Origin of the sequence: Alkalicoccobacillus gibsonii, from assembly GCF_016798245.1 — a bacterium.
Classification (GTDB): domain Bacteria; phylum Bacillota; class Bacilli; order Bacillales; family Bacillaceae_D; genus Alkalicoccobacillus; species Alkalicoccobacillus gibsonii.
Genome location: NZ_JAEUZA010000001.1, coordinates 1,056,435 through 1,082,462, shown reverse-complemented (window position 1 = coordinate 1,082,462; position 26,028 = coordinate 1,056,435). Strand labels below are relative to the sequence as shown.

The following is a 26,028-nucleotide window of genomic DNA, read 5'->3' as shown; positions in this document are numbered from 1 at the left end:
TGGAGGGTTACTATGACTGTACACGAACCACTATTTTTAAGTCCTGTTTTACAAGAGCGAATTTGGGGCGGGAATAAGCTTCAAACTGAATTTGGCTATACCATTCCGTCAGAACACACAGGTGAGGCTTGGGTCATCTCTGCTCATCCAAATGGCATAAGTGTTGTTGAAAATGGAACGTTTGCAGGGAAGTCATTAAAAGATTTATGGGAAAACGAAGGCAATCTATTTAATAAACCATCTACTAGTACAGAAGAATATCCGTTATTAATAAAAATTTTAGATGCCGCAGAGGATTTATCTGTACAAGTTCATCCGAACGATGAGTTTGCGAGAAATGTAGAAGGGGTTCCATACGGAAAAACGGAATGCTGGTATGTAGTAAGTGCGGAAGAAGATTCGGAGTTAATTCTTGGTCACCATGCTCAAAGTGCAGAAGAACTCTCCCAATTAATGAATACTAAAGAATGGGACAAGCTTCTTAGACGAGTGAAGGTTCAGGCAGGTGACTTTGTGTACGTGCCAAGCGGTACCATTCATGCGATTGGTGCTGGTATTGTCATTCTTGAAACTCAACAAAGCTCAGACATTACGTACCGAGTGTATGATTATGATCGCACGGATGCAAATGGGAACGAACGAGAGTTACATGTCGAACGCTCACTTGAAGTAACAAAGGTACCCCATGTGGATGCTACATTTACCCAAGAAGAGAAAACGATTCAAGGGCTTACAGAAACAAAATTAGTAGAGGACCCATATTTTAACGTGTACCATTGGAATCTCCAAGGGGATGCCACACTTTCATTAACAGCTGACTTCTTGCAGGTAAGTGTGATTGAAGGCGGTGCGTTATTAAAAGTAGATGGTATCGAATATCCAATAAGCAAAGGACAACATTTTATTCTACCTTATGGAGTGACAACCTATTCCATACATGGGAATGCAGAATGTATTGTGTCTCATACGTAGTATTAAAACGAAAGATTAACTTTGAAGGCAAATGATTCTAAAATGGGATCATTTGCTTTTTGTGTTTGTATTGAAAAAGCACAGGGACAAATTTATTAAATAATCTAATTTTAATTGGTTTAGACTCGTCATTACTATTCAAAGGGTGAATATGATAAAATAAGACTATTAAGACTGCATACGAAAGTCTAGTGCCCGTTGGAGGTTCTGTCCATGGAAAAAAAACGATCAGAGTCTTGGGAATGGGTTAAAGCCATTGCAATTGCACTCTTGCTAGCATTTGTGATCCGAACCTTCATGTTTGCTTCTGTTGTTGTTGATGGGGAGTCCATGCAACCAACACTTGAGCCGGATGATAAGTTAATTGTTAATAAAATTGGGTTACAGCTGAGCGAACCGGAACGCTTTGATATTATGGTTTTCCATGCTCCTGGAGGAAATGATTATATCAAACGGGTGATTGGTTTGCCGGGTGAAGAAATTGAATATAAAGATGACACCTTATATGTTAATCAAGAACCTGTTGCTGAACCATTTTTAGATGAGATGAAACAGCGATACGAAGGTGAAATTTTAACCGGTGACTTCACGTTAGAGGAGCTACCACATGCACTTGGTCCTGTTGTACCGGAGGATTCCTATTTTGTAATGGGAGATAATCGTAGACGTAGCAAGGATAGCCGTGACATTGGTGCTGTCCATAAAGAAGATATGATTGGTGGAGCGAGTCTTACGTTCTGGCCAATCCGAAATATTAAAATAACTGAGTAGGTGTTTACATGACGATTCAATGGTATCCTGGCCACATGGCAAAGGCTCGCCGAGAAGTAACAGAGAAACTAAAGTTTATTGATGTGGTCATCGAGTTATTAGATGCTCGTGCCCCGCTTTCTTCTAGAAATCCAGTAATTGATGAATTAGCAGAAGGAAAGCCTCGCTTAATCCTCTTAAATAAAACCGATCTAGCTGATCCCACTGTGACAAAAGCGTGGACTTCATATTTTAAGGAAAATGGAGCCTCAGTGATTTCTATTAACTCACAAAATGGTCAAGGCACAGAACGAATTGAAGCGGCTTGCCGAGAACTTGCTAAGCCATTATTTGAGAGATGGGAATCAAAAGGAATGAAACCACGTGCCATTCGTGTGGTGATACTTGGTATTCCAAACGTTGGAAAGTCTACATTGATCAACCGTCTTGCGTCTAAACGCACTGCAAATGTTGGAGATCGTCCCGGTATTACGAAAAAGCAACAGTGGATTAAGATTGGTACTTCATTAGAGTTATTGGATACACCAGGGATCCTATGGCCTAAATTTGAGGATCAACTCACAGGCTATCGCTTAGCTGCAACGGGTGCAATTAAAGATGAGCTTCTTGATTTTCAAGATATTGCTTTATTTGTCCTTACTTATCTAAAGAAGGAATACCCAACATTCATACAAGCGCGTTATAAAGTGGACGAGCTACCTGAGGATAATGTAGAGTTATTTGATCTAATTGGAGAGAAACGCGGCTTTCTTCAAAAACGTGGATATATTGACTACGACAAAACAGCTGAAACCGTTTTGCGAGAGCTACGTGCTGGAACAATCGGAGCTATTACACTTGAAAAACCATCAGACATAGAAGCGAAAACCGTTTAAGGAGTAAGCTCTTTAAGCGGTTTTTCTCTTTAAATGATTATAGAAATAGCCGATATAAGTAGGAGAGACATTATGCTAAATGAATCAATATCAATCATAAAAAAACAATTAGAAGAAGCATCTCAATCTGAAATAGAGAGCTATATAGAGATTCTGAAGGTCGATAAGCGAAAGGGAGTTCAACGATTAGTAGAACAGGTCGAGCGCAAGCAAGAAAAAAACAAACGAGCTCTACAGCAGCACGAAGACATACAAGCATATGAACGAGACCTTCTACGTAAAGGCTACCAGGCCATTGCTGGGATTGATGAGGCTGGTCGGGGTCCCATTGCCGGTCCAGTTGTTGCCGCAGCGGTCATCTTACCAGTTGAACATTCATTGATTGGACTGACTGACTCAAAGAAGCTCTCAAAGAAGCAGCGGGAATTTTTCTATGATGAAATTAAGAAACAAGCCATTGCCTTTTCAATTCAAGAAGTTGACGTAGAAACGATAGATGAGATTAATATTTACCAAGCCGCAAAACGTGCCATGAAGCTGGCGGTCGAACAATTATCTACTGAACCTGACTTTTTATTAGTGGATGCAATGCACATCCCACTCGACATAGAGCAGACTTCTTTAATCAAAGGCGATCAAAAGAGCCTTAGTATTGCAGCAGCTTCCGTTCTTGCAAAGGTTACCCGTGATCAAATCATGAGCAATTGGGATCAAACGTATCCAGGGTACGGATTTAGTGCTCATTCGGGTTATGGGACGCCCACTCATTTGGAGGCAATGAAACAACAAGGAGTTACCCCTATACATAGAAGGTCCTTTCAGCCTGTAAAGGATCTGTTAGGGTGAACTTGAAAAAAGGAGAGAAGACGCGATGTTTCAGAATGTGTCACAAATCGGAAATCTACTTCAAAATCGTGAGAGTCTTCTCTCGCTTAAACCGGGTCAGCTCTTTTCAGGGAAGATCTTAAAGCATTATCCAGATCAACTGGCAGCCTTATCTATTCGCGGTACAACCGTTGTTGCCAAGCTTGAAACGATGGTCAATGCTGGAAGCTCTTATTGGTTCTTAGTTAAAGAAGGCCAAGGCGTTCCTAATCTCCAAGTGGTTCAACCTGATATTGCGGGTGCAAAGACTGAAACATTATCAATGAATTCTACACAGCTTGCGACAAGTAAAGAAAGTAAGATGCTATTACAGGATTTAAAACTCACTGGTACTCCATTCACAAGAGATCAACTAAAAGAGGGGGCACAGCTATTAAAGGACCCCTCTATTTCAAGACAATTAGGCTTAGAAACCATTCGAACAATGATTCAACAGCAGCTTCCGTTAACAAAAGGTGTTTTTCAATCATTAGCAGCTTTAGCACAGTCGCCTCATCTATCTGAAGGCTTAACGAACCTTGAGACAAAGCTTGCGTCTTCTGCAATGAATCAATCCTCGCAAATGATGCAGGCCTTTTTTAGCCGGACAGATGGACCGAGTACTCAATCTCCCATTGATCAAATCCTAAAAACCCTTCTTGATCGGAATGCCAGTCCAACTGAAAAACAAGCAGCCATGGCTATTTTAACTAAGCTTCAATGGCCTGGTGTCGCACCAAACTCCTCCGTTGATTCATTTCTAACAAAGTGGATGCCAACTGATGTATCAACGGAAGCCTCTTTAATCAAGCAATCCTTGCTTTCTGAGCATGATCTGTCGAAGATCCATAGAAATTGGGCTAGTATGATCCAGCAGCCCACTACTACCATAGAGCAGCAGGTTATACAAAAAGCAGTAAAAGAAACTGTAATGCCACACGTGTTTGTTAACGGAAAACAAATGACATTTGCAAATCAGCTTCTCAACCTTGTTCAACTAGTTGGCTACCAGGACGAGGCAAATGTGGCAAACCAACCACTTGCACCTTCAATTAAAAGTCTTCTTGTTCAATTGATGGGAGAGAGTCAGTCATCTGAGATTCGCACCCAAGCAGAGCGAGTTCTTCATACCATTACCGGTCACCAAATTCAATCGCTATCATCTGATCCAGCTTTTGTTCAAACGATGCTTTCACTGCCAATTACATTAGGCGAATGGAAAACAGATCTAATAATTCAATGGCAAGGTAAAAAGCAAGACGATACAACGATAGATCCAGAGAACTGCCGACTGCTATTTTTTCTTGAACTTGAACGGTTAAAAGAAACCATGGTTCAAGTAACCATTCAAAAGAAAATTGTCCATGTAACAGTCACGAATCATCAAGATCGACCAGATGCGTTAATTAAAATGCTTGAACCAATCGTAAAACAAAGCCTTGAGAAGATGGACTATCGATTCACAGCTGTTTCATGGAAAACCTGGCCAACAGAATCACCAGTCTCAGACAATCGTACGTTTACTCCTCCGCAAGTTCCAACATCATATCAAGGGATGGATATTCGAATATGAATAAAGACAATCAAAAAGCCATTGCCCTTCAATATCAACAAGATCAAATGAAGGCTCCTACTGTTGTTGCGAAGGGTGAAGGATTAACAGCAGCTGAGATAATACGAATTGCAAAATCCTCACATGTTCCTATACAAGAAGACGAAACACTTGTCGAATTATTAAGTCAGTTGACGATTAATGAAACCATTCCAACGGAGTTGTATGAAGTAGTAGCCGAGCTTTTCGCTTTTATCTACCGGATCGATAGGAATCAAGAACCTCAATCTGAGGAAGACTGAAACCAAACAATAGATGAGGTGATGAAATGAGCGAGAAAAAGAGAACAAACCGTACAAATACAGAGGAAATGGGAAGTGAATTTGGACTATTTCCATCAACTCAAGAAACCGATGCCAAAGAAGCATTGAGTAGACTTTTTACAAAGAAAACAAAATCAAAAAATGAAAAAGAAAAGCAAGAAGAGAAAAAATCGACAAATTCAAAAAAATAATCACTGGTTTTTTCAAATTATTGCGATTTGCTTCCCACAAGCATGAAAAAAATGCTAAGATAGAAGAGAATTTCACCCGGGTTGGGGTGAAAATCTGAAAGGCATGCAAACGCATGCAATCGACAGGAGGCAGGAGAGAGAATGAATATCCATGAGTATCAAGGGAAAGAGCTTCTTCGCCAATATGGCGTAGCAGTTCCGAACGGCAAGGTTGCGTTCTCTGTAGAAGAAGCTGTTTCTGCAGCGAAGGATTTAGGCTCTAGCGTATCTGTTGTGAAAGCACAGATCCATGCAGGTGGCCGTGGTAAGGCTGGTGGAGTGAAGGTCGCCAAGAATCTCGATGAAGTACGTACATACGCAGAAGAGATTTTGGGGAAGGTTCTTGTGACTCATCAAACTGGTCCTGAAGGCAAAGAAGTTAAGCGCTTACTTGTTGAGGAAGGCTGCGACATTAAAAACGAGTACTATATTGGACTTGTTCTAGATCGCGCGACATCAAGCGTTGTTATGATGGCTTCTGAAGAAGGCGGAACGGAAATTGAAGAAGTGGCTGAGGCTACACCTGAAAAAATCTTCAAGGAAGTCATTGATCCAGCTGTAGGTCTTCAAGGCTTCCAAGCTCGTCGTCTTGCTTTTAACATTAATATTCCTAAAGAACTTGTTGGTCAAGCTGTTAAGTTTATGCTTGGTCTATACAAAGTCTTTGTTGAAAAAGATTGCTCCATTGCAGAAATTAACCCGCTTGTTACAACTGGCGACGGTAAAGTAATGGCTCTTGACGCTAAAATGAACTTTGACTCAAATGCATTATATAGACAAAAAGACATTCTTGAATTCCGTGATTTAGAAGAAGAGGATGTAAAAGAAATTGAAGCATCTAAGCATGATTTAAGCTATATTTCTTTAGATGGAAATATTGGTTGCATGGTTAACGGTGCAGGACTGGCAATGGCTACAATGGATATCATCAAGCATTATAGTGGTGATCCAGCTAACTTCCTAGATGTAGGTGGTGGCGCGACGGCTGAAAAAGTAACGGAAGCATTCAAAATCATTCTATCTGATACGAATGTGAAAGGAATCTTTGTTAATATCTTTGGCGGAATCATGAAGTGTGACATTATCGCTGAAGGTGTGATTGCAGCCACAAAAGAAGTGGGCCTTGAAATTCCATTAGTTGTTCGTTTAGAAGGAACAAATGTTGAACTTGGTAAGAAGATTCTTAAAGAATCTGGTTTAAATATCACCGCTGCAGATTCAATGGCTGATGGTGCACAAAAAATCGTAGCTCTAGTGAAATAGAAAGGCGGGACGTGGAGACATGAGTATCCTCATTAATAAAGATACAAAAGTACTTGTTCAAGGTATTACAGGAGCAACAGGTCTTTTTCATACAAAACAAGCCGTTGAATACGGTACAAATGTTGTAGGTGGAGTAACACCTGGTAAGGGTGGAACTGAAATTGAAGGCATTCCAGTATTTAATACTGTAGAAGAAGCTGTTCGTGCAACAGGGGCAAATGCTTCAGTGATCTACGTACCACCTGCATTCGCAGCAGATGCGATTATGGAAGCAGCTGACGCAGGCATTGAGTTAGCGATTTGTATTACGGAAGGTATTCCAGTGCTTGATATGGTAGATGTAAAACGTTACCTAGAAGGTAAGAATACTCGCCTGGTTGGACCGAACTGCCCTGGAGTGATTACTCCTGATGAGTGTAAGATTGGGATTATGCCAGGATACATTCACAAAAAAGGTCATGTAGGTGTTGTTTCAAGATCTGGTACGTTAACGTACGAAGCAGTTCATCAATTATCAACTGCAGGCATTGGTCAATCTTCAGCTGTAGGAATCGGTGGAGACCCTGTTAATGGAACAGACTTTATCGATACTCTTAAACTATTTAATGAAGATCCAGATACGTATGCTGTCATCATGATTGGTGAAATTGGTGGAACAGCTGAGGAAGAAGCGGCTGAATGGGTGAAGGCTAACATGACGAAACCTGTAGTCGGCTTTATCGGTGGAAAAACAGCTCCTCCAGGGAAGCGTATGGGCCATGCTGGTGCGATCATTTCTGGTGGTAAGGGTACAGCTTCTGAAAAGATTAAAACCCTTGAAAGCTGCGGAATTAAAGTGGCGGCAACACCATCTGATATGGGTGACACACTTGTTGCGGCACTTAAGGAGAATAACCTTCTTGATGCGTGTACAACACACGAAGCAACGAAGTAATCGTAGAATAATAGAATAAGAAATTGACCGAATAGGGAAAGAGAATAGGATTTAATCTGTTTAATTCTCACCCCCTATCGGTCTATTTTGCTATCTATCTTTATAATAGGAAGGAAGGGATGCACACTGTCTGATTTTAGAACCCGTCTAATCCATCTTCACAGCTGTCGAGGGATGACCTGGTCTAAGCTCTCTCAGCTGCTTTTAAAAGATCCTTCGCTTACACGTATTTTTTCTATGACTCTCGCGCAACTATCCTCTTTGTTTTATCCTACTCTTACAAACCCCCAAGCTTTTTATCAAGACCTTCATCGACATACTCCAAAGGAGACACTTAATCAGTATTCAAAGGATTGCATACATGCCATATGCTACGTAGACCAAGAATATCCCGAGCTACTAAAGCAAATCTATGATCCTCCCTGGGTGATCTTAGCGAAAGGCAACGTTCAGTTATTAAGATCTTCAAAGACATTGGGCGTGGTTGGAACAAGGCAACCGACAGAAGTTGGTATCAAAAGCATACAAATGTTGTTTCCTAAGATCATTCAAGAAGATTTTCTAATTATAAGTGGAATGGCTAAAGGAATTGATCGTCTTGCTCATATTGAAGCAATTAAACAGAAAGGCAAAACCATTGCAGTTATGGGATCTGGCTTTCAGTACATTTACCCGAAAGAAAACCTCGCATTATATGAACATCTTGTGACAGAACATGTGGTTATAACAGAGTACCCTCCATTAACTCCTCCACAAAAGTGGCAATTCCCAGCACGAAATCGAATCATTAGTGGGTTATCTAACGGTTTACTGGTCATTGAAGCTGCTGAGCGAAGTGGCTCTTTAATTAGCGCTGATCAGGCTCTTGAACAAGGGAGAGATGTGTTTGCCGCTCCAGGCCCGCTTTTTTCCCCATTATCCAAAGGAACCAATTTCTTAATCCAACAAGGCGCAAAGCTAGTATTAACGGCAGAAGATATTATAGAAGAATATGAAGGAGAGTAGACAAAAAAGAAATTAAATTTGTTTGAAATAAACCGAAATGATGGCAAAAAAAGCCTTGAAATTTTTTTCTTATGTTTGACAAATAGCAAATGTGTGTTTAATAATGAGGGAGATTTCATTTATAGACGAGAGGGAGTGGCTATATGGCCGATTATTTAGTAATCGTGGAATCTCCCGCCAAAGCAAAGACCATTGGTAAGTACTTAGGAAAAAAGTATATCGTTAAAGCGTCAATGGGACATGTAAGGGATTTACCAAAAAGTCAAATGGGTGTTGATGTATCCAATGACTTTGAACCAAGGTATATTACGATTCGTGGGAAAGGACCTGTTTTAAAAGATTTAAAGACAGCAGCAAAAAAAGTAAAAAAAGTTTATCTTGCAGCTGACCCCGACAGAGAAGGGGAAGCCATTGCATGGCATTTGGCTCATAGCTTAGATATAGATGAACATTCTGATTGTCGTGTAGTATTTAACGAAATTACAAAACAAGCGATAAAAGACGCCTTCAAAACACCTCGTCCGATAAACATGGACCTAGTCGATGCACAGCAAGCACGCCGAATTCTCGATCGACTTGTTGGTTATAACATTAGCCCATTGTTATGGAAGAAAGTAAAAAAGGGACTAAGTGCGGGAAGAGTTCAATCTGTCGCTGTAAAAATGATCATTGATCGTGAAAAAGAAATTCAAGCGTTTAAACCTGAAGAATATTGGAGTATTCCAGGTACATTTCTTTTAAACAAAGATGAATTTGAAGCGAAATTTTACGGAGTAAATGGTAAGAAAAAAGAACTCGGATCTGAACAAGAAGTAAAAGAGGTTCTCGCTCAACTTAAAGGGAAAAACTTCGATGTTGAGTCCGTTAAGAAAAAAGAGCGTAAGCGAAATCCAGTTGCCCCTTTCACAACATCTTCATTACAACAAGAGGCTGCTAGAAAGCTGAACTTCAGAGCGAAGAAAACGATGATGATCGCTCAACAATTATATGAAGGAATTGATTTAGGCAAGCAGGGGACAGTTGGTTTAATTACGTACATGCGTACAGATTCAACACGAATTTCTGATACAGCAAAAGAAGAAACGAAGACGTATATTGAAACCACATATGGAAAAGAGTATGTGGCTCAAGGTGCACGGAACGTAAAAAAGGATCAAAAAACACAAGATGCGCATGAAGCCATTCGTCCGACATCAGTTAATTACGACCCTAAGGAAATGAAAGCTTACTTATCTAGAGATCAATTAAGACTTTACAAATTAATCTGGGAGCGGCTGGTATCAAGTCAAATGGCGCCAGCGATCATGGATACAATGACAGTTGATCTGAACAACAATGGTGTGTTATTCAGAGCAACTGGTTCTAAAGTCAAGTTCCCAGGTTTCATGAAGGTTTATATTGAAGGGAACGATGATGGGAAGAAAGAAGAAGACAAATTGTTACCTAATCTTGAAGAAGGTCAGAAGGTTCAGCAAAAAGAGCTTGATCCAACTCAGCATTTTACACAGCCACCACCGCGTTATACTGAGGCAAGACTCGTAAAAACGATGGAAGAGCTAGGTATAGGTCGACCTTCAACGTATGCTCCAACCCTAGACACGATCCAAAGACGTGGTTATGTCGCCCTCAGTGAAAAGCGATTTATTCCAACAGAACTTGGTGATATTGTTTTAGAGTTAATCGTAGACTTTTTCCCAGAAATTTTAGATGTGAAATTCACAGCTAAAATGGAAACAGATCTAGATTCCATTGAAGATGGTAAGGATCAATGGATCAAGGTAATCGACAGCTTCTATCAAGGGTTTGAAAAACGGTTAAGTGTTGCCGAAGAACAGATGAAGGAAGTTGAAATTAAAGACGAGCCAGCAGGAGAAACGTGTGAGAAATGCGGTTCAGAAATGGTTTACAAGATGGGTCGTTACGGAAAATTTATGGCTTGTTCGAATTTCCCGGACTGTCGCAATACAAAAGCAATTGTGAAAGATATTGGCGTGAAGTGTCCAACCTGTAAAGAGGGCAATATTGTTGAACGTAAAAGCAAAAAGCGTCGAATCTTTTATGGATGTGACCGATATCCGGAATGTGAATTTGTTTCTTGGGATAAACCCATTTCACGACCATGTCCAAAATGTAGTTCATTATTAGTCGAAAAGAAATTGAAAAAAGGTGTTCAAGTGCAATGCGTTTCATGTGATTATTCTGAAAAGGATACAAACTAAATGAAGAGAACAGGGCTGTCTGAATCAAAAAAATGATTTATGCTGGACAGTCCTGTTTGGTACGTGTACTATTCTATAAGCAAGCTAGAAAAGAAAGGTGAATGTTAAGATGGAACAACCAGTTATTACGGTAATCGGCGCAGGTTTAGCCGGCAGTGAAGCTGCTTGGCAAATAGCAAAAGAAGGAATTCAAGTCCACTTATACGAGATGAGACCAGTAAAGCAAACGCCGGCTCATCATACAGATAAATTTGCAGAATTGGTTTGTAGTAATTCATTACGAGGTAACTCTCTAACAAATGCAGTTGGCGTGCTAAAGGAAGAAATGAGACGCCTTGACTCTGTGATTATTGCTTCAGCTGATGGAGCGGCGGTTCCAGCTGGTGGAGCTCTTGCTGTTGACAGACATGATTTTGCAGATGCAGTTACACAAAAAGTACGTAATCATCCAAACATTACAGTATTTAATGAAGAAATTGATTCCATTCCTGATGGACCAACCATTATCGCTACAGGTCCACTTACATCAGAAGGCTTATCTAAAAGCCTACGTGAATTAACAGGCGAAGAATCGTTATACTTTTATGACGCAGCAGCACCAATTATTGATGCAGAAACAATCGATCGTGACAAAGTATACTTAAAAAGTCGTTACGACAAAGGCGAAGCGGCATATCTTAATTGTCCTATGAATGAAGAGGAATTTAATCGTTTCTACGAAGCACTGATTTCAGCAGAGACGGTTCCTTTAAAAGAATTTGAAAAAGAGATTTTCTTTGAAGGATGTATGCCAATTGAAGTGATGGCAGCTCGTGGTCCAAAGACGATGTTATTTGGTCCAATGAAGCCAGTTGGTTTAGAGGATCCCAAGACAGGGAAACGTCCTTATGCAGTTGTTCAATTAAGACAAGACAATTCATCCGGTACATTATTTAATATGGTAGGCTTTCAAACTCACTTAAAATGGGGACCTCAAAAAGAAGTCTTTCGTTTAATTCCAGGTTTAGAGCAAGCTGATTTTGTTCGTTATGGTGTGATGCACCGTAATACATTTTTAAACTCGCCGAAATTATTAAACCGCACCTACCAGTTTAAAGCACGTGAAGATTTATTTTTTGCTGGCCAAATTACAGGTGTTGAAGGATATGTAGAGTCGGCTGCCGCAGGTATGATTGCAGGAATCAATGCTGCACGCCTTGTAAAAGGACAAGAGTTACTTGTGTTTCCTGAGGAAACAATCCTTGGAGCAATGGCTGAGTATATTACTACCGAAGCCAAAAAGAACTTCCAGCCGATTAATGCGAACTTTGGTTTGTTAAAGCCACTTGAAGAACGAATTAAATCAAAAAAAGAACGCTACGAACAGCTTGCTGAGCGCGCATTAGGTACAATTCAGAATTTTATGAAAGAAATGTGAATAACGTTGTTTTTGATTGTGCTGCGTGATAGAATTTAGAAGCTAAGAAGAGGTGACTGGTTTGGACCAGAAGCTTGAACAGCAGTGGGTAGAACTCTTTATGCGATACTTACAAATTGAGAAGGGCTGCTCGCCTCATACGTTATCAAATTACGCACGAGACATTGACGCATTTTATCTCTTTATGAAAAAAGAAGCTATTCCTTCGTTAAAAGACGTTACATATGCAGTGTTGCGTACGTATTTAACAGAGTTACATGAAAAGAAATATGCAAAAAAAACGATTTCTCGTAAGTTATCTGCAATGAGAAGCTTCTGTCGCTTCTTAAAAAGGGAAGGCATTTTACAGGATAATGTGTTTGCTCATGCATCCCTGCCTAAAGCAGACAGCAAACTTCCTCAATTTCTTTATGAAGAGGAAATGCAGAAGCTGTTCGAAGGGATAAAAGGCGAAAGCCCAATTGATTTGCGGGATCGAGCAATTCTAGAACTGATTTATGCTACGGGAATGCGTGTAAGCGAGTGTTGCTTGTTAGAGATTAATCACCTTGATTTCTCGCTTGGTACAGTTCTCGTTTACGGAAAAGGGAAAAAAGAACGGTATGTTCCGGTTGGTTCCTATGCCATTCAAGCGATACTTCGTTATCTGGAACTGGGAAGACCTAGTCTAAAAGAGAAAAGTGTAACTGAAACCAATCTCCTTTTTCTAAATTACCGAGGCAATGGATTATCAGAGCGAAGTTATCGAACCATTCTTACGAAGAGAATGGAGGAGGCTTCCCTTTATCACCGCATTAGCCCTCATAAGTTAAGGCATTCATTTGCCACTCACCTACTCAACAACGGTGCGGACTTGCGGGTTGTTCAAGACCTACTCGGACATGAACACCTCTCAACAACTCAAGTCTATACACATGTATCTAAGGACCGTTTGCGAGATGTATATATGAATCATCATCCACGTGCATAATGTTGCAAGAGGAGGCCAGAAGATGGATCAATTTCATGCTACAACGATATTTGCCGTTCAGCATCAAGGGAAATCTGCGATGTCAGGTGACGGTCAGGTCACTTTCGGAAACGCAGTGGTCATGAAGCACACAGCTAAAAAGGTTCGACGCATCTTTGGAGGGAAAGTACTTGCGGGGTTTGCAGGTTCCGTTGCCGATGCATTCACGCTTTTTGAAAAGTTTGAGGGAAAGCTTGAAGAATACAATGGCAATTTACAACGTGCTTCGGTGGAGCTAGCTAAAGAATGGCGAAGTGATCGAGTATTACGTAAGCTTGAAGCCATGATTATTGTAATGGATAAGGATCGGCTGTTACTTGTTTCAGGGACAGGTGAAGTCATCGAGCCTGATGATGGGATTCTTGCAATTGGCTCAGGTGGTAACTATGCATTAGCCGCTGGTAGGGCCTTGAAAAAACATGCACCTGAGCTGAGTGCCAAAGAGATTGCCAAAGCTGCGTTAGAAACAGCGGGTGAGATCTGTGTGTACACCAATGATCAACTTGTGTTAGAGGAGCTTGAGTAGGCTGAAGGGAGATGAGCAATTGATGAAGGACTCATTAACACCAAGAGACATAGTTAATCGCTTAAATCAATACATCGTAGGACAAGAGGGAGCCAAAAAATCGGTTGCCATTGCACTACGTAACCGCTACCGTCGCAGTATGTTAACCGATAAATTAAGAGATGAGATTACACCAAAAAATATCTTGATGATTGGTCCGACTGGAGTCGGTAAAACGGAAATTGCTCGAAGACTTGCAAAGCTTGTTGGTGCACCCTTTGCGAAGGTAGAAGCTACCAAGTTTACTGAGGTTGGATATGTAGGTCGTGATGTTGAGTCGATGGTTCGAGATCTAGTTGATACAAGTGTCCGCCTTGTGAAAGAAGAACGTCTTCAAACCGTTCGTGGTCCAGCTGAAGATCTTGCAAATAAACGAATTGTTGATTTACTCGTTCCATCTGGAAAACGTAAATCTGCAGTTAAAAATCCGTTTGAGGCATTCTTTTCAAGTGACGATTCAAATGAAGAGGAACAAGAGTCGGAAGAGGAACTATCCCAAAAAGAACTAAAACGAAAGATGGCTCATAAGCTTGCGCTTGGGGAGCTTGAGGATCGTTTAGTTACTATAGAAGTGTCAGAGCAAAGTCAACAAATGATGGATATGTTTCAAGGGGCAGGCATGGAGCAGATGGGCATGAACATGCAAGAAATGTTCGGAAACCTAATGCCTAAAAAGAAAAAGAAACGCAAACTCCCTGTTTCAGATGCACGAAAGGTCTTAATTGAAGAAGAAGCGCAAAAATTAATCGATATGGATGATGTGAATCAAGAGGCCATACACCGTGCCGAACAGCTTGGGATCATTTTTATTGATGAGATTGATAAAGTAGCTGGAAAAAGTCAGCAGTCAGCCGATGTATCTAGAGAAGGTGTTCAACGAGATATCTTACCTATTGTAGAAGGTTCAACTGTTGTGACAAAACATGGAGCCGTTAAAACCGACCATATCTTATTTATTGGAGCGGGAGCCTTCCACATGTCTAAGCCTTCAGACTTAATTCCAGAGCTACAAGGGCGCTTCCCGATTCGAGTGGAATTATCAAACCTCAGCGTAGATGATTTTGTGCGAATTCTATTAGAACCCGATAATGCTTTATTAAAGCAATATCAAGCTTTACTTGAAACAGAAGGTATTAAAATTACGTTTACAGACGATGCTGTTCGTAAGATCGCCGTTATCGCAGCTGAAGTCAATCAAGATACGGAAAATATCGGAGCGCGTAGATTGCATACCTTGCTTGAACGTCTACTTGAGGATCTATCCTTTGAAGCACCAGATATTACAATGGAGGAAATTACGATTACTCCAGAGTACGTAGATGAAAAGCTGGCGTCCATTGCAAAAAACAAAGATTTAAGTCAATTTATTTTATAAAACGAACGATTCGTTGGAGGAGATTATCAAGATGGATTTATTATCAAGGTCACGTAAAATTAACGATATGCTACAAAAGTCAGGTGGTCAGCACGTAAGCTTTCGTGATATGGCTCAAACACTCGCAGAAACAATTAGCTCAAATGTCTATGTCTTAAGCCGTCGCGGACGTTTACTAGGGTTTTCCATTCACCAAGAAATCGAAAATGACCGTATGAAGAAAATGTTTGAAGAAAAACAATTTCCACAAGAGTATACAGAAGGTTTGTTTAAAGTGGATGAAACATCAGCTAATATCGATATTGAAAGTGAATACACAGCTTTCCCTGTTGAAAACAAAGACCTTTTCAAATCAGGATTAACAACAATTGTACCGATCAAAGGTGGAGGTCAACGTTTAGGGACACTCATTCTTTCTAGATTAAATGACTCATTTAACGATGACGATTTAATTCTTGCTGAGTACGGTGCAACGGTTGTAGGGATGGAAATTCTTCATGAGAAAACGCAAGAAATTGAAGAAGAAGCTCGCAGTAAGGCAGTTGTTCAAATGGCAATTAGTTCGCTATCTTACAGTGAGCTAGAAGCAGTTGAGCACATTTTTGAGGAGCTTGATGGGCGTGAAGGTCTTCTTGTTGCAAGTAAAGTAGCTGACCGTGTGGGTATTACTCGTTCAGTTATTGTAAATGCACTTCGTAAGCTTGAAAGTGCAGGTGTAATTGAATCTCGCTCTCTAGGAATGAAGGGAACATATATTAAAGTATTAAATGACAAGTTCTTAAACGAACTGGAACGTATGAAAGCAAAATAAGCGGCATTCGCGCAAATGTTTAAACCTCTGAGCCAAATGGCTCAGAGGTTTTTTGTGATTAAGACACACATTATGTAAAGTAGCTACTTTTAACTAGTATAATGGACGATAATTATGTCGATTTAGTGAAACGATGGGAATCATGAAATAGGTATTTTTACTGGGTTTTTAAATAATAATATTAAAGTAAAGCGCTAACAAAAAATATACAGTTATTATTTACATTTAATTGAAATTATATAGATACTATTTCGTAGGTACTTAATAGTAAATACTGTGTTTTTTAAAAACTTCGTTAGACAATAGTATTAGATTTAAGTACAATTTCCTTATAAGTAGTGAAAAAGTTGTAGTGAATTTGAATAATTATGTCGAATTTGTACGAATGGAAGGGAGAAACGTCATGGATCTTTTTTCTGGCGCGTCATTTCGGTCTATTGAACTAGGTTTGGATCAAGCTCAACAAAAGCAATCTGTTCTTGCAAACAATATTGCGAATGCAGATACACCTGGTTACAAAGCGAAACAAGTGCCGTTCTCACAAACATTAGAGCATGCACTAAAAGAACCAGCAATCGGTGCATATAAAACGCATATGGAGCATGTTGATTTTAAAGGAAGCGAGTCGGGTTCAACGAGGTTAAATGAGCTGAAAGATCGTTATCATCACAATGGAAATGGTGTAGATATCGATAAAGAAATGGCTAGTCTTGCAGAAAATCAAATACAATACAATGCATTGATTGAGAGACTGAATGGCAGGTTCTCTTCCCTCCAATCAGTGATAAGAGGAGGGAAATAGAGTGTCAATGTTTACTGGTTTTCATGCTAGTGCCTCAGCTTTAACAGCAAACCGTTTAAGAATGGATGTTGTTTCATCAAATATGGCAAATGCGGAAACGACACGTGGAGAAATCGTGAATGGAGAATGGCAACCGTACACACGTAAAATGGTATCTCTTACTCCAAATCAATCAAAGCAAGGCTTTCAAACCATTCTAAATAACGAATTAAAAGGTGTGAGGGTAGCGGGTATTGAGCGTGATACTACACCATTTAAGCTTGTGTTCCAACCAGATCATCCAGATGCAAATGAAGAGGGCTTTGTTCAAATGCCAAATGTTGATCCCTTGCGTGAAATGGTTGATTTAATGGGAGCAACGCGTTCGTACGAAGCGAATGTAACCGCGTTAAATGCATCAAAAAATATGCTTCTCAAAACACTTGAGATCGGAAAATAGGAGGGGTTTAGTTGGAATTGAATGCGATTCAGAGTCCATTGCAAGCTGGACAAGCAGTAAAACGACAAGCAGAGACGATCTCATCAGGAGAAGCTCAAGAGAGTTTCAAGGCGTTACTTGGCAATGCACTTTCAGAGGTTAATACACTACAAAATGAATCAAGCCAAAAAACAGAAGCTCTTGCTTTAGGGAAGCCAATTGAATTACATGATGTCATGATCACGGGTCAAAAGGCATCTGTATCCCTTCAAGCAACCATTGAAATTCGCAATAAAATGGTTGAAGCCTATCAGGAAATTATGAGAATGCAAGTTTAATCTCTATCGTTGAATGAAATACGTTTGCAGGGGTGCCAGGAGGTCGCATGAACGAGACAATCGCAAGATATAAGAATGCAGTACTAACTTACTGGACTGGGAGAGAGCCTCGGCAGAAGATTTGGCTTGTTGCAGGACTTATTCTCATTCTATTAATGGCTGCGGCGCTTACATACTTTAGTACAAAACAAAACTTTGTACCGCTTTATAGCCAGCTTTCATTACAAGAAACAGGACAAATTAAAGAAACGTTAGATGGAAAAGGGATTCCATCACGAGTATCAAAAGATGGCATGACAATAGAGGTTCCAGACAATCAGGTCGATTCTTTAAAAGTTGAGTTAGCCGCAGAAGGACTCCCTCAAAGTGGTAGCATTGATTACTCCATCTTTTCTGATTCTTCTGGGTTTGGAATGACCGATAATGAGTTTTCAGTTATGGAACGCGCAGCGATGCAAACAGAAATTGCAAATTTAATTAAAAACATTGATGGGGTTCAAAATGCGAATGTTGTCATTACCTTACCAGAAGAGAGTGTGTGGTTAAACTCCTCTCAGGAATCGGCAACGGCAGCTGTCGTACTAGACCTTAAACTAGGCACACAGCTGGACCAGGATCGAGTTAAAGGACTCTATCATTTAATATCAAAAAGTGTACCTAATTTACCTATAGAAAATATTGTTATCTCAGATCAAAACTTTAACTCATACGGGTACGATGCTGGATCGGCCGGAGATTCAACACTAGCTGCATTTGAACAGCAGCGTGGAATTCAAAAAGAAATAGAGCAGGATATGACGCGCAATCTTCAACAAATGCTCGGAACAATGATTGGTCCAGATAAAGTTCTAATCTCAGTGACAACTGATATTGACTTTACTCAAGAAAACCGAACGGAGCAACTAGTCGAACCAGTTGATGAAGAGAACATGGAAGGTATCGCGGTAAGTGTTGAGCGGATATCAGAAGCGTACACTGGTGAAGGTTCGGTACCTGAAGGGGGTACTGCCGGAACGGGAGAAGGAATTCCTAACTTTGTTGAAGGAGAAGGGAACGAAAATTCTGAGTGGGAGCGTACGGAAGATCGAATTAATAACGAGGTCAACCGCATTAACCGTGAAATCACAGAGAGTCCTTACCAAATAAGGAATGTAGGCGTACAGGTTATGCTTGAACCACCTGAAGGAATGGACGCTATTCCAGCCCAGCAAATCGCCGACATTCAACAAATCTTAGGGACAATTGTTCGAACCACATTACCTGAAGTAGATGGACAACCATTAAGTCAGGAAGAAATAAATTCAAAAATTGTAGTGACATCTCATCAATTTGCAGGAAAAGCAGAGGAAGTAGCACCGGAGACTGGCCAAGGCGTTCCAACCTGGTTATATGTTTTAGCTGCCGTACTTGCACTAGTTGTCGTCGTTCTAGTTATCATGCTTGCTAGAAATAGAAAACAAGTTGCGATAGAGGAATCAATGGAAGAAATGACGCTAGATTCAGTGGCACTGCCAACTGAGGAGGTACCTGATTTACCTGTAGAAGGAAGTGGACCTGCTCATGAAAAACGGAAGCAATTAGAAAATATGGCGAAAGAAAAACCGGAAGAATTTTCGAAGCTATTACGTTCTTGGTTATCTGAAGATTAAGAGGAGGCAGAGAAGTGGCTAGAGCTTCAAACAAAGAATTAACAGGCAGACAAAAAGCAGCTGTTTTACTCATCTCTCTTGGGCCAGACGTCTCAGCTCAAATATATAAGCATTTAACTGAAGAAGAAATTGAACAGCTTTCCTTGGAAATCTCAAACATTCGTAAAGTAGAAAGCTCAGTGAAGGATGAGGTGCTTGAACAGTTTCATCATATCGTGATGGCTCAAGACTATATCTCTCAAGGTGGAATCGGTTATGCCAAAAGCATTTTAGAAAAAGCGCTTGGTGAAGAGAACGCGATGCAAATTATCAATCGTCTAACGTCAACGCTACAAGTTAGACCGTTTGATTTTGCGCGGAAAGCTGATCCAAACCAGATCCTGAATTTTATCCAACATGAGCATCCGCAGACGATTGCATTAATCTTGTCTTATTTAGATTCGGCACAGGCAGGACAAATTCTATCCGAACTTCCTCAAGAAGTGCAAGCGGATGTTGCACGAAGAATTGCTATTATGGATAGCACGTCTCCTGAAATTGTGAGCCAGGTGGAAATGATTCTGGAGGAGAAGCTTTCACAATCCGTGACTCAGGACTACACCGAGGCTGGAGGCGTCGAAGCAGTCGTCGAAGTATTAAATGGAGTAGATCGCTCAACAGAACGTACAATCTTAGATGCCCTTGAAATTCAAGATCCTGAATTAGCTGAAGAAATTAAAAAGAGAATGTTTGTCTTTGAGGACATTGTTACGCTTGATAATCGTTCAATTCAACGAATCATTCGCGATGTGGAAAATGAAGATTTACAGTTGTCGCTAAAAGTAGCGAGCGAAGAAGTAAAAGACATTGTTTTCGGCAATATGTCTCAACGTATGGCAGATGCTTTCCGAGACGAAATGGAATACAAGGGACCTGTCAGGTTGCGTGATGTTGAAGAAGCACAATCTCGCATCGTAGCTGTCATCCGTAAGTTAGAAGAATCCGGAGAAATAGTGGTCGCCAGAGGCGGAGGAGATGACGTTCTTGTCTAGGATCATTAAATCTAAAGCAGATGCGTCACTTCAAACGAAGCGGAGTATCGCAATTAAACCATTATGGAATAGAACTGACAATTGGACAGAAGCCGATTCAGCGCTTGATGAGGTTGAATTAGCTCAACAAATTGCCGAAAATCGCCTCATTGAAATGGAAAATCAAGCACAAGATATGATGGCTCGGGCAGAACAACAATCAGAACAACTAACAGAATTATTTGAACGAAAAGAAAAAGAAATGGCGCTTCAGGCAGAACAACTGTTTGAAGAAAACCGGACAAAAGGCTATGAAGCGGGTTATCAAGAAGGCGAGCAAGCTGCTTGGGCAACCTATAGCGACAAAATTATTGAGGCGCAGGCTGTGATTGATCAAGCACAGCGTGAGAAAGAACAGAAGTTGAAGGATGCTGAACCCGAAATGATTCAGCTTGCTTGTGCCATTGCAGAGAAAATATTGGGTAAGGAAGTTACTTCCGATCAAACGGTTCTTCAATTTCTAAAAGGTCAAGTACTTGAAGCCAGAGATCATAATGACATCCAGCTTTTTGTTCATCCAACCTGGTACGAAAAGGTTGTAAATCAAAAGCAAGAGCTTCTTGTTGTTTTACCGCCAGACGGCGATCTTCTGATTGTCCCAGATCTCACGCTAGAAGAGGATGCTTGTAGAATTGAGACAAAACAAGGAAGATTAAACACCTCAATTGATCATCAACTAGAAGCTTTAAAAGGACAATTATTAAAACATCAAGAGGGAACTAGTCATGATCAGTCAAGCGCTAGTTGATTCACTTTCAACGATGTCGACGAGAAAGTGGTATGGCAAGGTCACACGAGTCGTTGGTTTAACTATTGAATCTACTGGACCGATCGCTGCTGTAGGTGACATTTGCTTTATTCACTCCGGAAGGAATGGGATTGGGAGAATCCAAGCAGAGGTTGTCGGGTTTAAAGAAAACAATGTGTTATTAATGCCATTCTCAGATACGGTGGAAATTGCGCCAGGTAATTTAGTTGAGTGCACAGAAAAATCGTTAAGCGTCCCAGTAGGACCGAGCTTAATCGGTCAAATTATTGATGCAGTTGGTCAACCTTTAACAACTTCAAGCATGAAAGAGCCAGTGGCATGGGTTCCTGCCGAGCAGTCTCCACCAAACCCGTTACAACGCCCTCGAATTACTGAGCGTTTAGGACTTGGTGTACGTGTAATTGATGGATTGTTTAGTGTTGGTAAAGGTCAACGAATGGGGATTTTTGCAGGAAGTGGTGTTGGAAAAAGTACTTTACTAGCAATGATCGCGAAATACTCCACTGCGGATGTGAATGTGATTGCTCTTATTGGAGAGCGTGGACGCGAGGTGCGAGACTTTGTTGAGCGTGATTTAGGTGAAGAAGGGATGAAAAAAACGGTCCTTCTCGTCGTAACCTCTGATCAACCGGCCCTCATGCGAGTAAAAGGCGCAATGACTGCAACAGCAGTGGCTGAGTATTTCAGAGACCAGGGGCTCAGCGTCAATTTAATGATGGATTCGGTCACACGATTTGCAATGGCTCAGCGTGAAATAGGACTTGCAATTGGTGAACCACCAACAACAAAAGGGTATCCACCTTCAGTATTCGCTATGCTTCCGAAGCTCTTAGAGCGTTCAGGAACGAATGAGCACGGTAGTATTACAGCTTTTTACACTGTGCTAGTAGACGGAGATGATATGAACGAACCGATTGCTGACGCTGTTCGCGGAATCCTCGACGGACATCTCGTTTTAGATCGTCAATTAGCGAACAAGGGTCAATTTCCTGCCATTCATGTATTAAAGAGTGTGTCGCGCGTGATGAGTGACATTGTATCTACTCAACATAAAACCGCGGCTGCTACGTTACGCGAATTGTTATCAATTTATACAGATGCAGAAGATTTAATCTCAATTGGGGCGTACAAAAGAGGATCTAATGCAAAGCTCGATGAAGCAGTGGCCGCACATCCTGATATTGTAGCTTTCATTAAGCAAGCGACAAATGAACAAGTCACATTTGAAGAAACAGAACGACAATTAGTTGATCGATTCTAAGGAGGTTCCTACCTTGCAGTTTCGCTATTCCTTACAGAAACTAATGGATTTAAAAGAGCGAGAAAAGGAAGAAGCTGAGAACGTTTATTCAAGTGCTGTAAAAACCTTTGAAGAGGTCGCGACAGAGCTATACCATTTACTCAAACGGAAAGAAGCACTTGAGGAAGATGCACGTGCAAAACTATCAAGCTTGGTTTCCGTTCTCGATATTCAATCCATGCAAGCCAGTATGTTATTTCTCCAAGAAGCGATTGTGAAGCAACAAAAACGAACACAGCTTGCTAGAGCCAAAATGGAAGAGAAGCATCAATTACTTCTAGATGCCTCATTTGAACACAAAAAGCATGAGAAGATCCGTGAAAAGAAACGAATGCAATTTGTGGTAGAGGAAAATCGTTTGGAACAGGTAAGTATGGATGAAATTTCAGTGCAACGATTTGTCAGACAGTAAGAGGGTGAAAACATGACAAAAGAAGATAAGAGAAGTAGTGGCTTGAAAACGATGTTGCTCGCTGTTGTATTGCCTCTCATCGTTGTTTGCTTACTTGTTCTATTTTTTGTTGCTCCTTTATTTGGTTTTGATGTACTAGGAAGTAGTAAACAATGGGCACAAGATGTACCAGTTCTTTCATCTCTTGTTTCTGAAGAAGAAGTCCCTTCTACGGAAACACCCAATGATTTAAGAGCAGAGAATTCAAGCTTACAAGTGGAGCTTGAGCAAACAAAAAGCCAACTAGAAGAAGCCACTCAAAGGTTAGAGGATACTCAGGAACAATTAGATCAAGCTCAAGCAAATGCAGCTGAAGCTGAAGAAAGCACTACTATTGAGACAACCGATATGACGGTAGCGGAGCGTAACAAGCAGCTTGCAAAAACCTACGAACAAATGTCAGCTAAAGCTGCTGCGGCCATCTTAAACGAATTAACAGTTGATGAGATTCTCACCCAACTTAAAGACGTGAAAACAGAAACTAGGTCTGCCATTTTAGCCAAAATGGAAGCGCCCCTTGCCGCTGATGTCGTACGTGCCTGGTCTGATGAGGTGAATTGAAGGGAGGTGAAAACGTGAATCAGTTTATACCATTTCAAAGTGTAAAAGGTTTTGTGGGGGTTGGTTCTCAAGTTAGGTCTCAAAGCACAAGCTATGGAAGTGAATCAACGGCTGTTGAAGCACCACACTCTGACGATTCATTCTTACCATCCTTTTCAGATGTACTTTTACAGCTTGAAGAGACACATACAGAACCGCCACTTAAAGAACCAGTTGAATCTGAATCAATTAAACACAAAGAACATGATGATGTTGAGATTGAAGAAGCACTAGTACCTTTTTTAAATGCTGAGGCACACGAATTAGCTGAACACTTTGACCCAGAAGAGTTAACGAGCTTGATCTTGCATGTTTTATCTACCACTCAGGATGAATCGTTATCAAATGAAACAACAAATGATCCAGTAATGATTCCAAGAAGCAACGTGAACCAAATAGAGCTGAAACCTGAAGCGAGTAGAAATGAGTCCACATCTAATGACCAAAGTAAAATGGTTATTGGGACGGAAAAAGAGAATCGTTCTTTGACAGATGAATCAAAAATAAAAGATTCTTCATTAGAAGAAAAAACTCAAATGAATAGGCAATCAACCGTTTATAGAATGCCTGTCTCAGTCATGCAAGCTTACCAGTTTCAAGATAAGCAATCGATTGAAGATCAAACAATAGAACGTCTGCTAGATGCCATTAAAGTAAGTGAGAATGTGCCTGGACAAATTCTTTTATCACAAAATGCTGAACTTGTTCAACAAGTGGAACAACAAGTAGAAACCTTTTTCCATTCAAAGAATCGAACTACACTTAAACAATTAATAACTACGATTAAAGAGATTGTACGTCCAACTGCTAGCAAGACGCTGGTCATGGATGAGGTCACACCCACTGAATTAGAGTCCTCAGAAGAGCTTGAAAGGTTGCTATTGCAATTAAAAGGAGATAAAACATCACAAAAAGCGATGGAGGATCCTTTTAAATCAGTGTTCACTGAATCAAAAGTTGAAAAAGCTGAAACTCTAAATCCAAATCAAGCGGTGGCGCAACATACTCTCAATGGATCTGTGAAAAATGAATCAAATAAGCCGTCCGTAATGAACGAGAGTCTTGTTTTACCAGATAAAACTGTACATGCCTCTGATCGAGTACTACAGCCATCAGAAGTGTTGAAAGCCGAAGGACAAACAGAAGAAAGACGGTTTGTTAAAACACTACAACGGATTCTGCAACAAGGCTCAATGAATCTACGATCAGATGGACAAACAACGTTAACATTAAGACTTTTTCCTGAACATCTAGGAAAGTTACAGATTCAAGTGATTCAAAATGGTCAGAAGCTCGCGGCACAAATTATTGCAGAATCAAGTGCGACTAAAGATTTAGTGGAACGAAGCTTGCCACAATTAAGACAAGCGCTTCATTCTCAAAATGTCACGTTTGATCAAATTGATGTAGAAGAGTTTGTGAATAAGGATCAGCAGCAACAACATGAACAAGAACAGAGAGATCAACAGGAACATCAAGAAAATGAACAAAATTCACGAGCTGAGACAAGCTTTTCGTTTAAATCATTATTAGAAGGTTTGTTTTCATAACAAGAATGGTAGGTGAATACGATGACATCTATTTCAAACGATTATTCGTTACCAAAACCTTCTCAAGCTGTCCGAAGTGGAGATAGCTTAGGTAAGGATGATTTTTTAAAACTACTTTTAATTCAATTACAAAACCAAGATCCAAGTAATCCAGTTGACGACCGAGAATTTATTGCGCAGATGGCAACCTTCTCATCACTAGAACAAATGACAAACATGAACAAAACATTAGAATCTTTTGTTCAATCTCAATCAAAACAAACGCTGTTGCAGTATAGTGAATTAATTGATAAAGAAATTACGTATGAGATCGCTGATTCCACATCGGTTGAAGGAGAACAAAAGACGGCGAAGGTTACGTCTGTAAAATACGACCGAGACCGAGTTCTTCAAATTGGTTTAGATGATGGTACATGGATCTTAGAAAAACAAATCGTAGGAATTGCTCAGGGCATTAAGGATCAAGGTGAATGATTGATCCAACGCTTCATATTAAACCAGGTTACAGAGCACAAGCTTCATTAAATGCAAAAGTCCATCAACAATCGAATGAATCGTTTGGTCAAATGCTAAAAAGCGAGCAACAAAAAATTACGATTAGCAAGCATGCCAATGAACGACTTCATCAACGGGGAATTCAAATGAATCAATCTGAATGGAACGTTATCTCTGAAAAACTAAAAGAAGCAAGTCAAAAGGGCATTACGGACGCGTTAGTTGTAACAAAAGACGCCGCGCTCGTAGCTAATACCAAAAGTCAAACCATTATAACAGCACTTAATCGCAATGAAGCTGCAAGTCATATATTTACAAATATTAATGGAACCATTCTTTTAGATTCATCATTTTAGGCAGGACCCACAAAGGGATGCCACATAACTGTGGAGTGATTGAAG

General features: G+C 40.4%; 28 protein-coding genes. All 28 read left to right on the top strand.

Annotated elements, in window-relative coordinates:
* Positions 1 to 12: 12 nt before the first annotated feature.
* Entirely contained in the window at positions 13 to 972 is a 960-nt protein-coding gene (gene manA / locus JNO66_RS05875; RefSeq protein ID WP_203087254.1) for a mannose-6-phosphate isomerase, class I, read from the top strand.
* A 213-nt stretch (positions 973 to 1,185) separates the two neighbouring features.
* On the top strand, positions 1,186 to 1,743 hold the full coding sequence (gene lepB, locus JNO66_RS05870; protein WP_203087253.1) for a signal peptidase I: 558 nt from the start codon (positions 1,186 to 1,188) through the stop codon (positions 1,741 to 1,743).
* 8 nt (positions 1,744 to 1,751) lie between these two features.
* Complete coding sequence (ylqF, locus tag JNO66_RS05865) at positions 1,752 to 2,618, top strand: ribosome biogenesis GTPase YlqF (RefSeq protein WP_203087252.1); 867 nt, start codon at positions 1,752 to 1,754, stop codon at positions 2,616 to 2,618.
* A 72-nt stretch (positions 2,619 to 2,690) separates the two neighbouring features.
* Positions 2,691 to 3,464 carry a ribonuclease HII gene (locus JNO66_RS05860; protein ID WP_203087251.1) on the top strand — a complete coding sequence of 258 codons (774 nt, stop codon included), beginning with the start codon at positions 2,691 to 2,693 and terminating at the stop codon, positions 3,462 to 3,464.
* Positions 3,465 to 3,489: 25 nt separating this feature from the next.
* Complete coding sequence (locus JNO66_RS05855) at positions 3,490 to 5,055, top strand: hypothetical protein (protein ID WP_203087250.1); 1,566 nt, start codon at positions 3,490 to 3,492, stop codon at positions 5,053 to 5,055.
* Positions 5,052 to 5,336, top strand: coding sequence for an EscU/YscU/HrcU family type III secretion system export apparatus switch protein (locus JNO66_RS05850; RefSeq protein WP_203087249.1), 285 nt, complete (start codon positions 5,052 to 5,054; stop codon positions 5,334 to 5,336). Before JNO66_RS05855 ends, JNO66_RS05850 begins: the two co-directional genes overlap by 4 nt.
* A gap of 26 nt (positions 5,337 to 5,362) precedes the next feature.
* A complete protein-coding gene (locus tag JNO66_RS05845; protein WP_203087248.1) occupies positions 5,363 to 5,548 on the top strand; it encodes a hypothetical protein in 186 nt (61 codons plus the stop codon).
* 141 nt (positions 5,549 to 5,689) lie between these two features.
* A complete protein-coding gene (gene sucC, locus JNO66_RS05840; RefSeq protein WP_203087247.1) occupies positions 5,690 to 6,850 on the top strand; it encodes an ADP-forming succinate--CoA ligase subunit beta in 1,161 nt (386 codons plus the stop codon).
* Positions 6,851 to 6,869: 19 nt separating this feature from the next.
* Positions 6,870 to 7,784 (top strand): succinate--CoA ligase subunit alpha, encoded by a 915-nt coding sequence (gene sucD, locus JNO66_RS05835; protein ID WP_203087246.1) that lies wholly within the window; start codon positions 6,870 to 6,872, stop codon positions 7,782 to 7,784.
* Between the two features lie 174 nt (positions 7,785 to 7,958).
* Positions 7,959 to 8,789, top strand: coding sequence for a DNA-processing protein DprA (dprA, locus tag JNO66_RS05830; protein WP_203087245.1), 831 nt, complete (start codon positions 7,959 to 7,961; stop codon positions 8,787 to 8,789).
* Between the two features lie 143 nt (positions 8,790 to 8,932).
* Entirely contained in the window at positions 8,933 to 11,008 is a 2,076-nt protein-coding gene (gene topA, locus JNO66_RS05825; RefSeq protein ID WP_203087244.1) for a type I DNA topoisomerase, read from the top strand.
* Positions 11,009 to 11,117: 109 nt separating this feature from the next.
* Positions 11,118 to 12,425 carry an FADH(2)-oxidizing methylenetetrahydrofolate--tRNA-(uracil(54)-C(5))-methyltransferase TrmFO gene (gene trmFO, locus JNO66_RS05820; RefSeq protein ID WP_203087243.1) on the top strand — a complete coding sequence of 436 codons (1,308 nt, stop codon included), beginning with the start codon at positions 11,118 to 11,120 and terminating at the stop codon, positions 12,423 to 12,425.
* A 61-nt stretch (positions 12,426 to 12,486) separates the two neighbouring features.
* Positions 12,487 to 13,395: a tyrosine recombinase XerC gene (gene xerC / locus JNO66_RS05815; protein WP_203087242.1), complete on the top strand. Its 909-nt coding sequence runs from the start codon at positions 12,487 to 12,489 to the stop codon at positions 13,393 to 13,395.
* 22 nt (positions 13,396 to 13,417) lie between these two features.
* Entirely contained in the window at positions 13,418 to 13,960 is a 543-nt protein-coding gene (hslV, locus tag JNO66_RS05810; protein ID WP_203087241.1) for an ATP-dependent protease subunit HslV, read from the top strand.
* A 19-nt stretch (positions 13,961 to 13,979) separates the two neighbouring features.
* Positions 13,980 to 15,374: an HslU--HslV peptidase ATPase subunit gene (gene hslU / locus JNO66_RS05805; protein WP_246483200.1), complete on the top strand. Its 1,395-nt coding sequence runs from the start codon at positions 13,980 to 13,982 to the stop codon at positions 15,372 to 15,374.
* A gap of 31 nt (positions 15,375 to 15,405) precedes the next feature.
* Positions 15,406 to 16,185, top strand: a complete 780-nt coding sequence (gene codY / locus JNO66_RS05800) for a GTP-sensing pleiotropic transcriptional regulator CodY (protein ID WP_203087240.1) — start codon at positions 15,406 to 15,408, stop codon at positions 16,183 to 16,185.
* A 403-nt stretch (positions 16,186 to 16,588) separates the two neighbouring features.
* The gene (gene flgB, locus JNO66_RS05795; RefSeq protein ID WP_203087239.1) at positions 16,589 to 16,987 is read left to right on the top strand and encodes a flagellar basal body rod protein FlgB; all 399 of its coding nucleotides are present in this window, start codon (positions 16,589 to 16,591) and stop codon (positions 16,985 to 16,987) included.
* Positions 16,988 to 16,994: 7 nt separating this feature from the next.
* Positions 16,995 to 17,426 carry a flagellar basal body rod protein FlgC gene (gene flgC, locus JNO66_RS05790; protein WP_203087526.1) on the top strand — a complete coding sequence of 144 codons (432 nt, stop codon included), beginning with the start codon at positions 16,995 to 16,997 and terminating at the stop codon, positions 17,424 to 17,426.
* A gap of 11 nt (positions 17,427 to 17,437) precedes the next feature.
* On the top strand, positions 17,438 to 17,743 hold the full coding sequence (gene fliE / locus JNO66_RS05785) for a flagellar hook-basal body complex protein FliE (protein WP_373367153.1): 306 nt from the start codon (positions 17,438 to 17,440) through the stop codon (positions 17,741 to 17,743).
* Between the two features lie 47 nt (positions 17,744 to 17,790).
* Positions 17,791 to 19,392 carry a flagellar basal-body MS-ring/collar protein FliF gene (gene fliF / locus JNO66_RS05780; RefSeq protein ID WP_203087238.1) on the top strand — a complete coding sequence of 534 codons (1,602 nt, stop codon included), beginning with the start codon at positions 17,791 to 17,793 and terminating at the stop codon, positions 19,390 to 19,392.
* A 14-nt stretch (positions 19,393 to 19,406) separates the two neighbouring features.
* Positions 19,407 to 20,423 (top strand): flagellar motor switch protein FliG, encoded by a 1,017-nt coding sequence (gene fliG, locus JNO66_RS05775; protein ID WP_203087237.1) that lies wholly within the window; start codon positions 19,407 to 19,409, stop codon positions 20,421 to 20,423.
* Positions 20,416 to 21,210, top strand: coding sequence for a flagellar assembly protein FliH (fliH, locus tag JNO66_RS05770; RefSeq protein WP_203087236.1), 795 nt, complete (start codon positions 20,416 to 20,418; stop codon positions 21,208 to 21,210). The genes fliG and fliH overlap by 8 nt, the downstream gene beginning before the upstream one ends.
* Positions 21,188 to 22,492, top strand: coding sequence for a flagellar protein export ATPase FliI (gene fliI / locus JNO66_RS05765; protein ID WP_203087235.1), 1,305 nt, complete (start codon positions 21,188 to 21,190; stop codon positions 22,490 to 22,492). Before fliH ends, fliI begins: the two co-directional genes overlap by 23 nt.
* 13 nt (positions 22,493 to 22,505) lie before the next feature.
* On the top strand, positions 22,506 to 22,943 hold the full coding sequence (gene fliJ / locus JNO66_RS05760) for a flagellar export protein FliJ (protein ID WP_203087234.1): 438 nt from the start codon (positions 22,506 to 22,508) through the stop codon (positions 22,941 to 22,943).
* A 12-nt stretch (positions 22,944 to 22,955) separates the two neighbouring features.
* Positions 22,956 to 23,543 carry a MotE family protein gene (locus tag JNO66_RS05755; RefSeq protein ID WP_203087233.1) on the top strand — a complete coding sequence of 196 codons (588 nt, stop codon included), beginning with the start codon at positions 22,956 to 22,958 and terminating at the stop codon, positions 23,541 to 23,543.
* A gap of 14 nt (positions 23,544 to 23,557) precedes the next feature.
* Complete coding sequence (locus JNO66_RS20890; protein WP_203087232.1) at positions 23,558 to 25,132, top strand: flagellar hook-length control protein FliK; 1,575 nt, start codon at positions 23,558 to 23,560, stop codon at positions 25,130 to 25,132.
* A 21-nt stretch (positions 25,133 to 25,153) separates the two neighbouring features.
* Positions 25,154 to 25,606: a flagellar hook assembly protein FlgD gene (flgD, locus tag JNO66_RS05745; RefSeq protein WP_203087231.1), complete on the top strand. Its 453-nt coding sequence runs from the start codon at positions 25,154 to 25,156 to the stop codon at positions 25,604 to 25,606.
* Complete coding sequence (locus JNO66_RS05740) at positions 25,603 to 25,983, top strand: TIGR02530 family flagellar biosynthesis protein (RefSeq protein ID WP_203087230.1); 381 nt, start codon at positions 25,603 to 25,605, stop codon at positions 25,981 to 25,983. Before flgD ends, JNO66_RS05740 begins: the two co-directional genes overlap by 4 nt.
* The last annotated feature ends 45 nt before the right edge of the window (positions 25,984 to 26,028 follow it).

Coding starts and splice junctions, on each gene's coding strand:
- manA (WP_203087254.1), top strand. CDS start 13: ATGACTGTACACGAACCACTATTTTTAAGTCCTGTTTTACAAGAGCGA.
- lepB (WP_203087253.1), top strand. CDS start 1,186: ATGGAAAAAAAACGATCAGAGTCTTGGGAATGGGTTAAAGCCATTGCA.
- ylqF (WP_203087252.1), top strand. CDS start 1,752: ATGACGATTCAATGGTATCCTGGCCACATGGCAAAGGCTCGCCGAGAA.
- JNO66_RS05860 (WP_203087251.1), top strand. CDS start 2,691: ATGCTAAATGAATCAATATCAATCATAAAAAAACAATTAGAAGAAGCA.
- JNO66_RS05855 (WP_203087250.1), top strand. CDS start 3,490: ATGTTTCAGAATGTGTCACAAATCGGAAATCTACTTCAAAATCGTGAG.
- JNO66_RS05850 (WP_203087249.1), top strand. CDS start 5,052: ATGAATAAAGACAATCAAAAAGCCATTGCCCTTCAATATCAACAAGAT.
- JNO66_RS05845 (WP_203087248.1), top strand. CDS start 5,363: ATGAGCGAGAAAAAGAGAACAAACCGTACAAATACAGAGGAAATGGGA.
- sucC (WP_203087247.1), top strand. CDS start 5,690: ATGAATATCCATGAGTATCAAGGGAAAGAGCTTCTTCGCCAATATGGC.
- sucD (WP_203087246.1), top strand. CDS start 6,870: ATGAGTATCCTCATTAATAAAGATACAAAAGTACTTGTTCAAGGTATT.
- dprA (WP_203087245.1), top strand. CDS start 7,959: ATGACCTGGTCTAAGCTCTCTCAGCTGCTTTTAAAAGATCCTTCGCTT.
- topA (WP_203087244.1), top strand. CDS start 8,933: ATGGCCGATTATTTAGTAATCGTGGAATCTCCCGCCAAAGCAAAGACC.
- trmFO (WP_203087243.1), top strand. CDS start 11,118: ATGGAACAACCAGTTATTACGGTAATCGGCGCAGGTTTAGCCGGCAGT.
- hslV (WP_203087241.1), top strand. CDS start 13,418: ATGGATCAATTTCATGCTACAACGATATTTGCCGTTCAGCATCAAGGG.
- codY (WP_203087240.1), top strand. CDS start 15,406: ATGGATTTATTATCAAGGTCACGTAAAATTAACGATATGCTACAAAAG.
- flgB (WP_203087239.1), top strand. CDS start 16,589: ATGGATCTTTTTTCTGGCGCGTCATTTCGGTCTATTGAACTAGGTTTG.
- flgC (WP_203087526.1), top strand. CDS start 16,995: ATGTTTACTGGTTTTCATGCTAGTGCCTCAGCTTTAACAGCAAACCGT.
- fliF (WP_203087238.1), top strand. CDS start 17,791: ATGAACGAGACAATCGCAAGATATAAGAATGCAGTACTAACTTACTGG.
- fliI (WP_203087235.1), top strand. CDS start 21,188: ATGATCAGTCAAGCGCTAGTTGATTCACTTTCAACGATGTCGACGAGA.
- JNO66_RS05755 (WP_203087233.1), top strand. CDS start 22,956: ATGACAAAAGAAGATAAGAGAAGTAGTGGCTTGAAAACGATGTTGCTC.
- flgD (WP_203087231.1), top strand. CDS start 25,154: ATGACATCTATTTCAAACGATTATTCGTTACCAAAACCTTCTCAAGCT.
- JNO66_RS05740 (WP_203087230.1), top strand. CDS start 25,603: ATGATTGATCCAACGCTTCATATTAAACCAGGTTACAGAGCACAAGCT.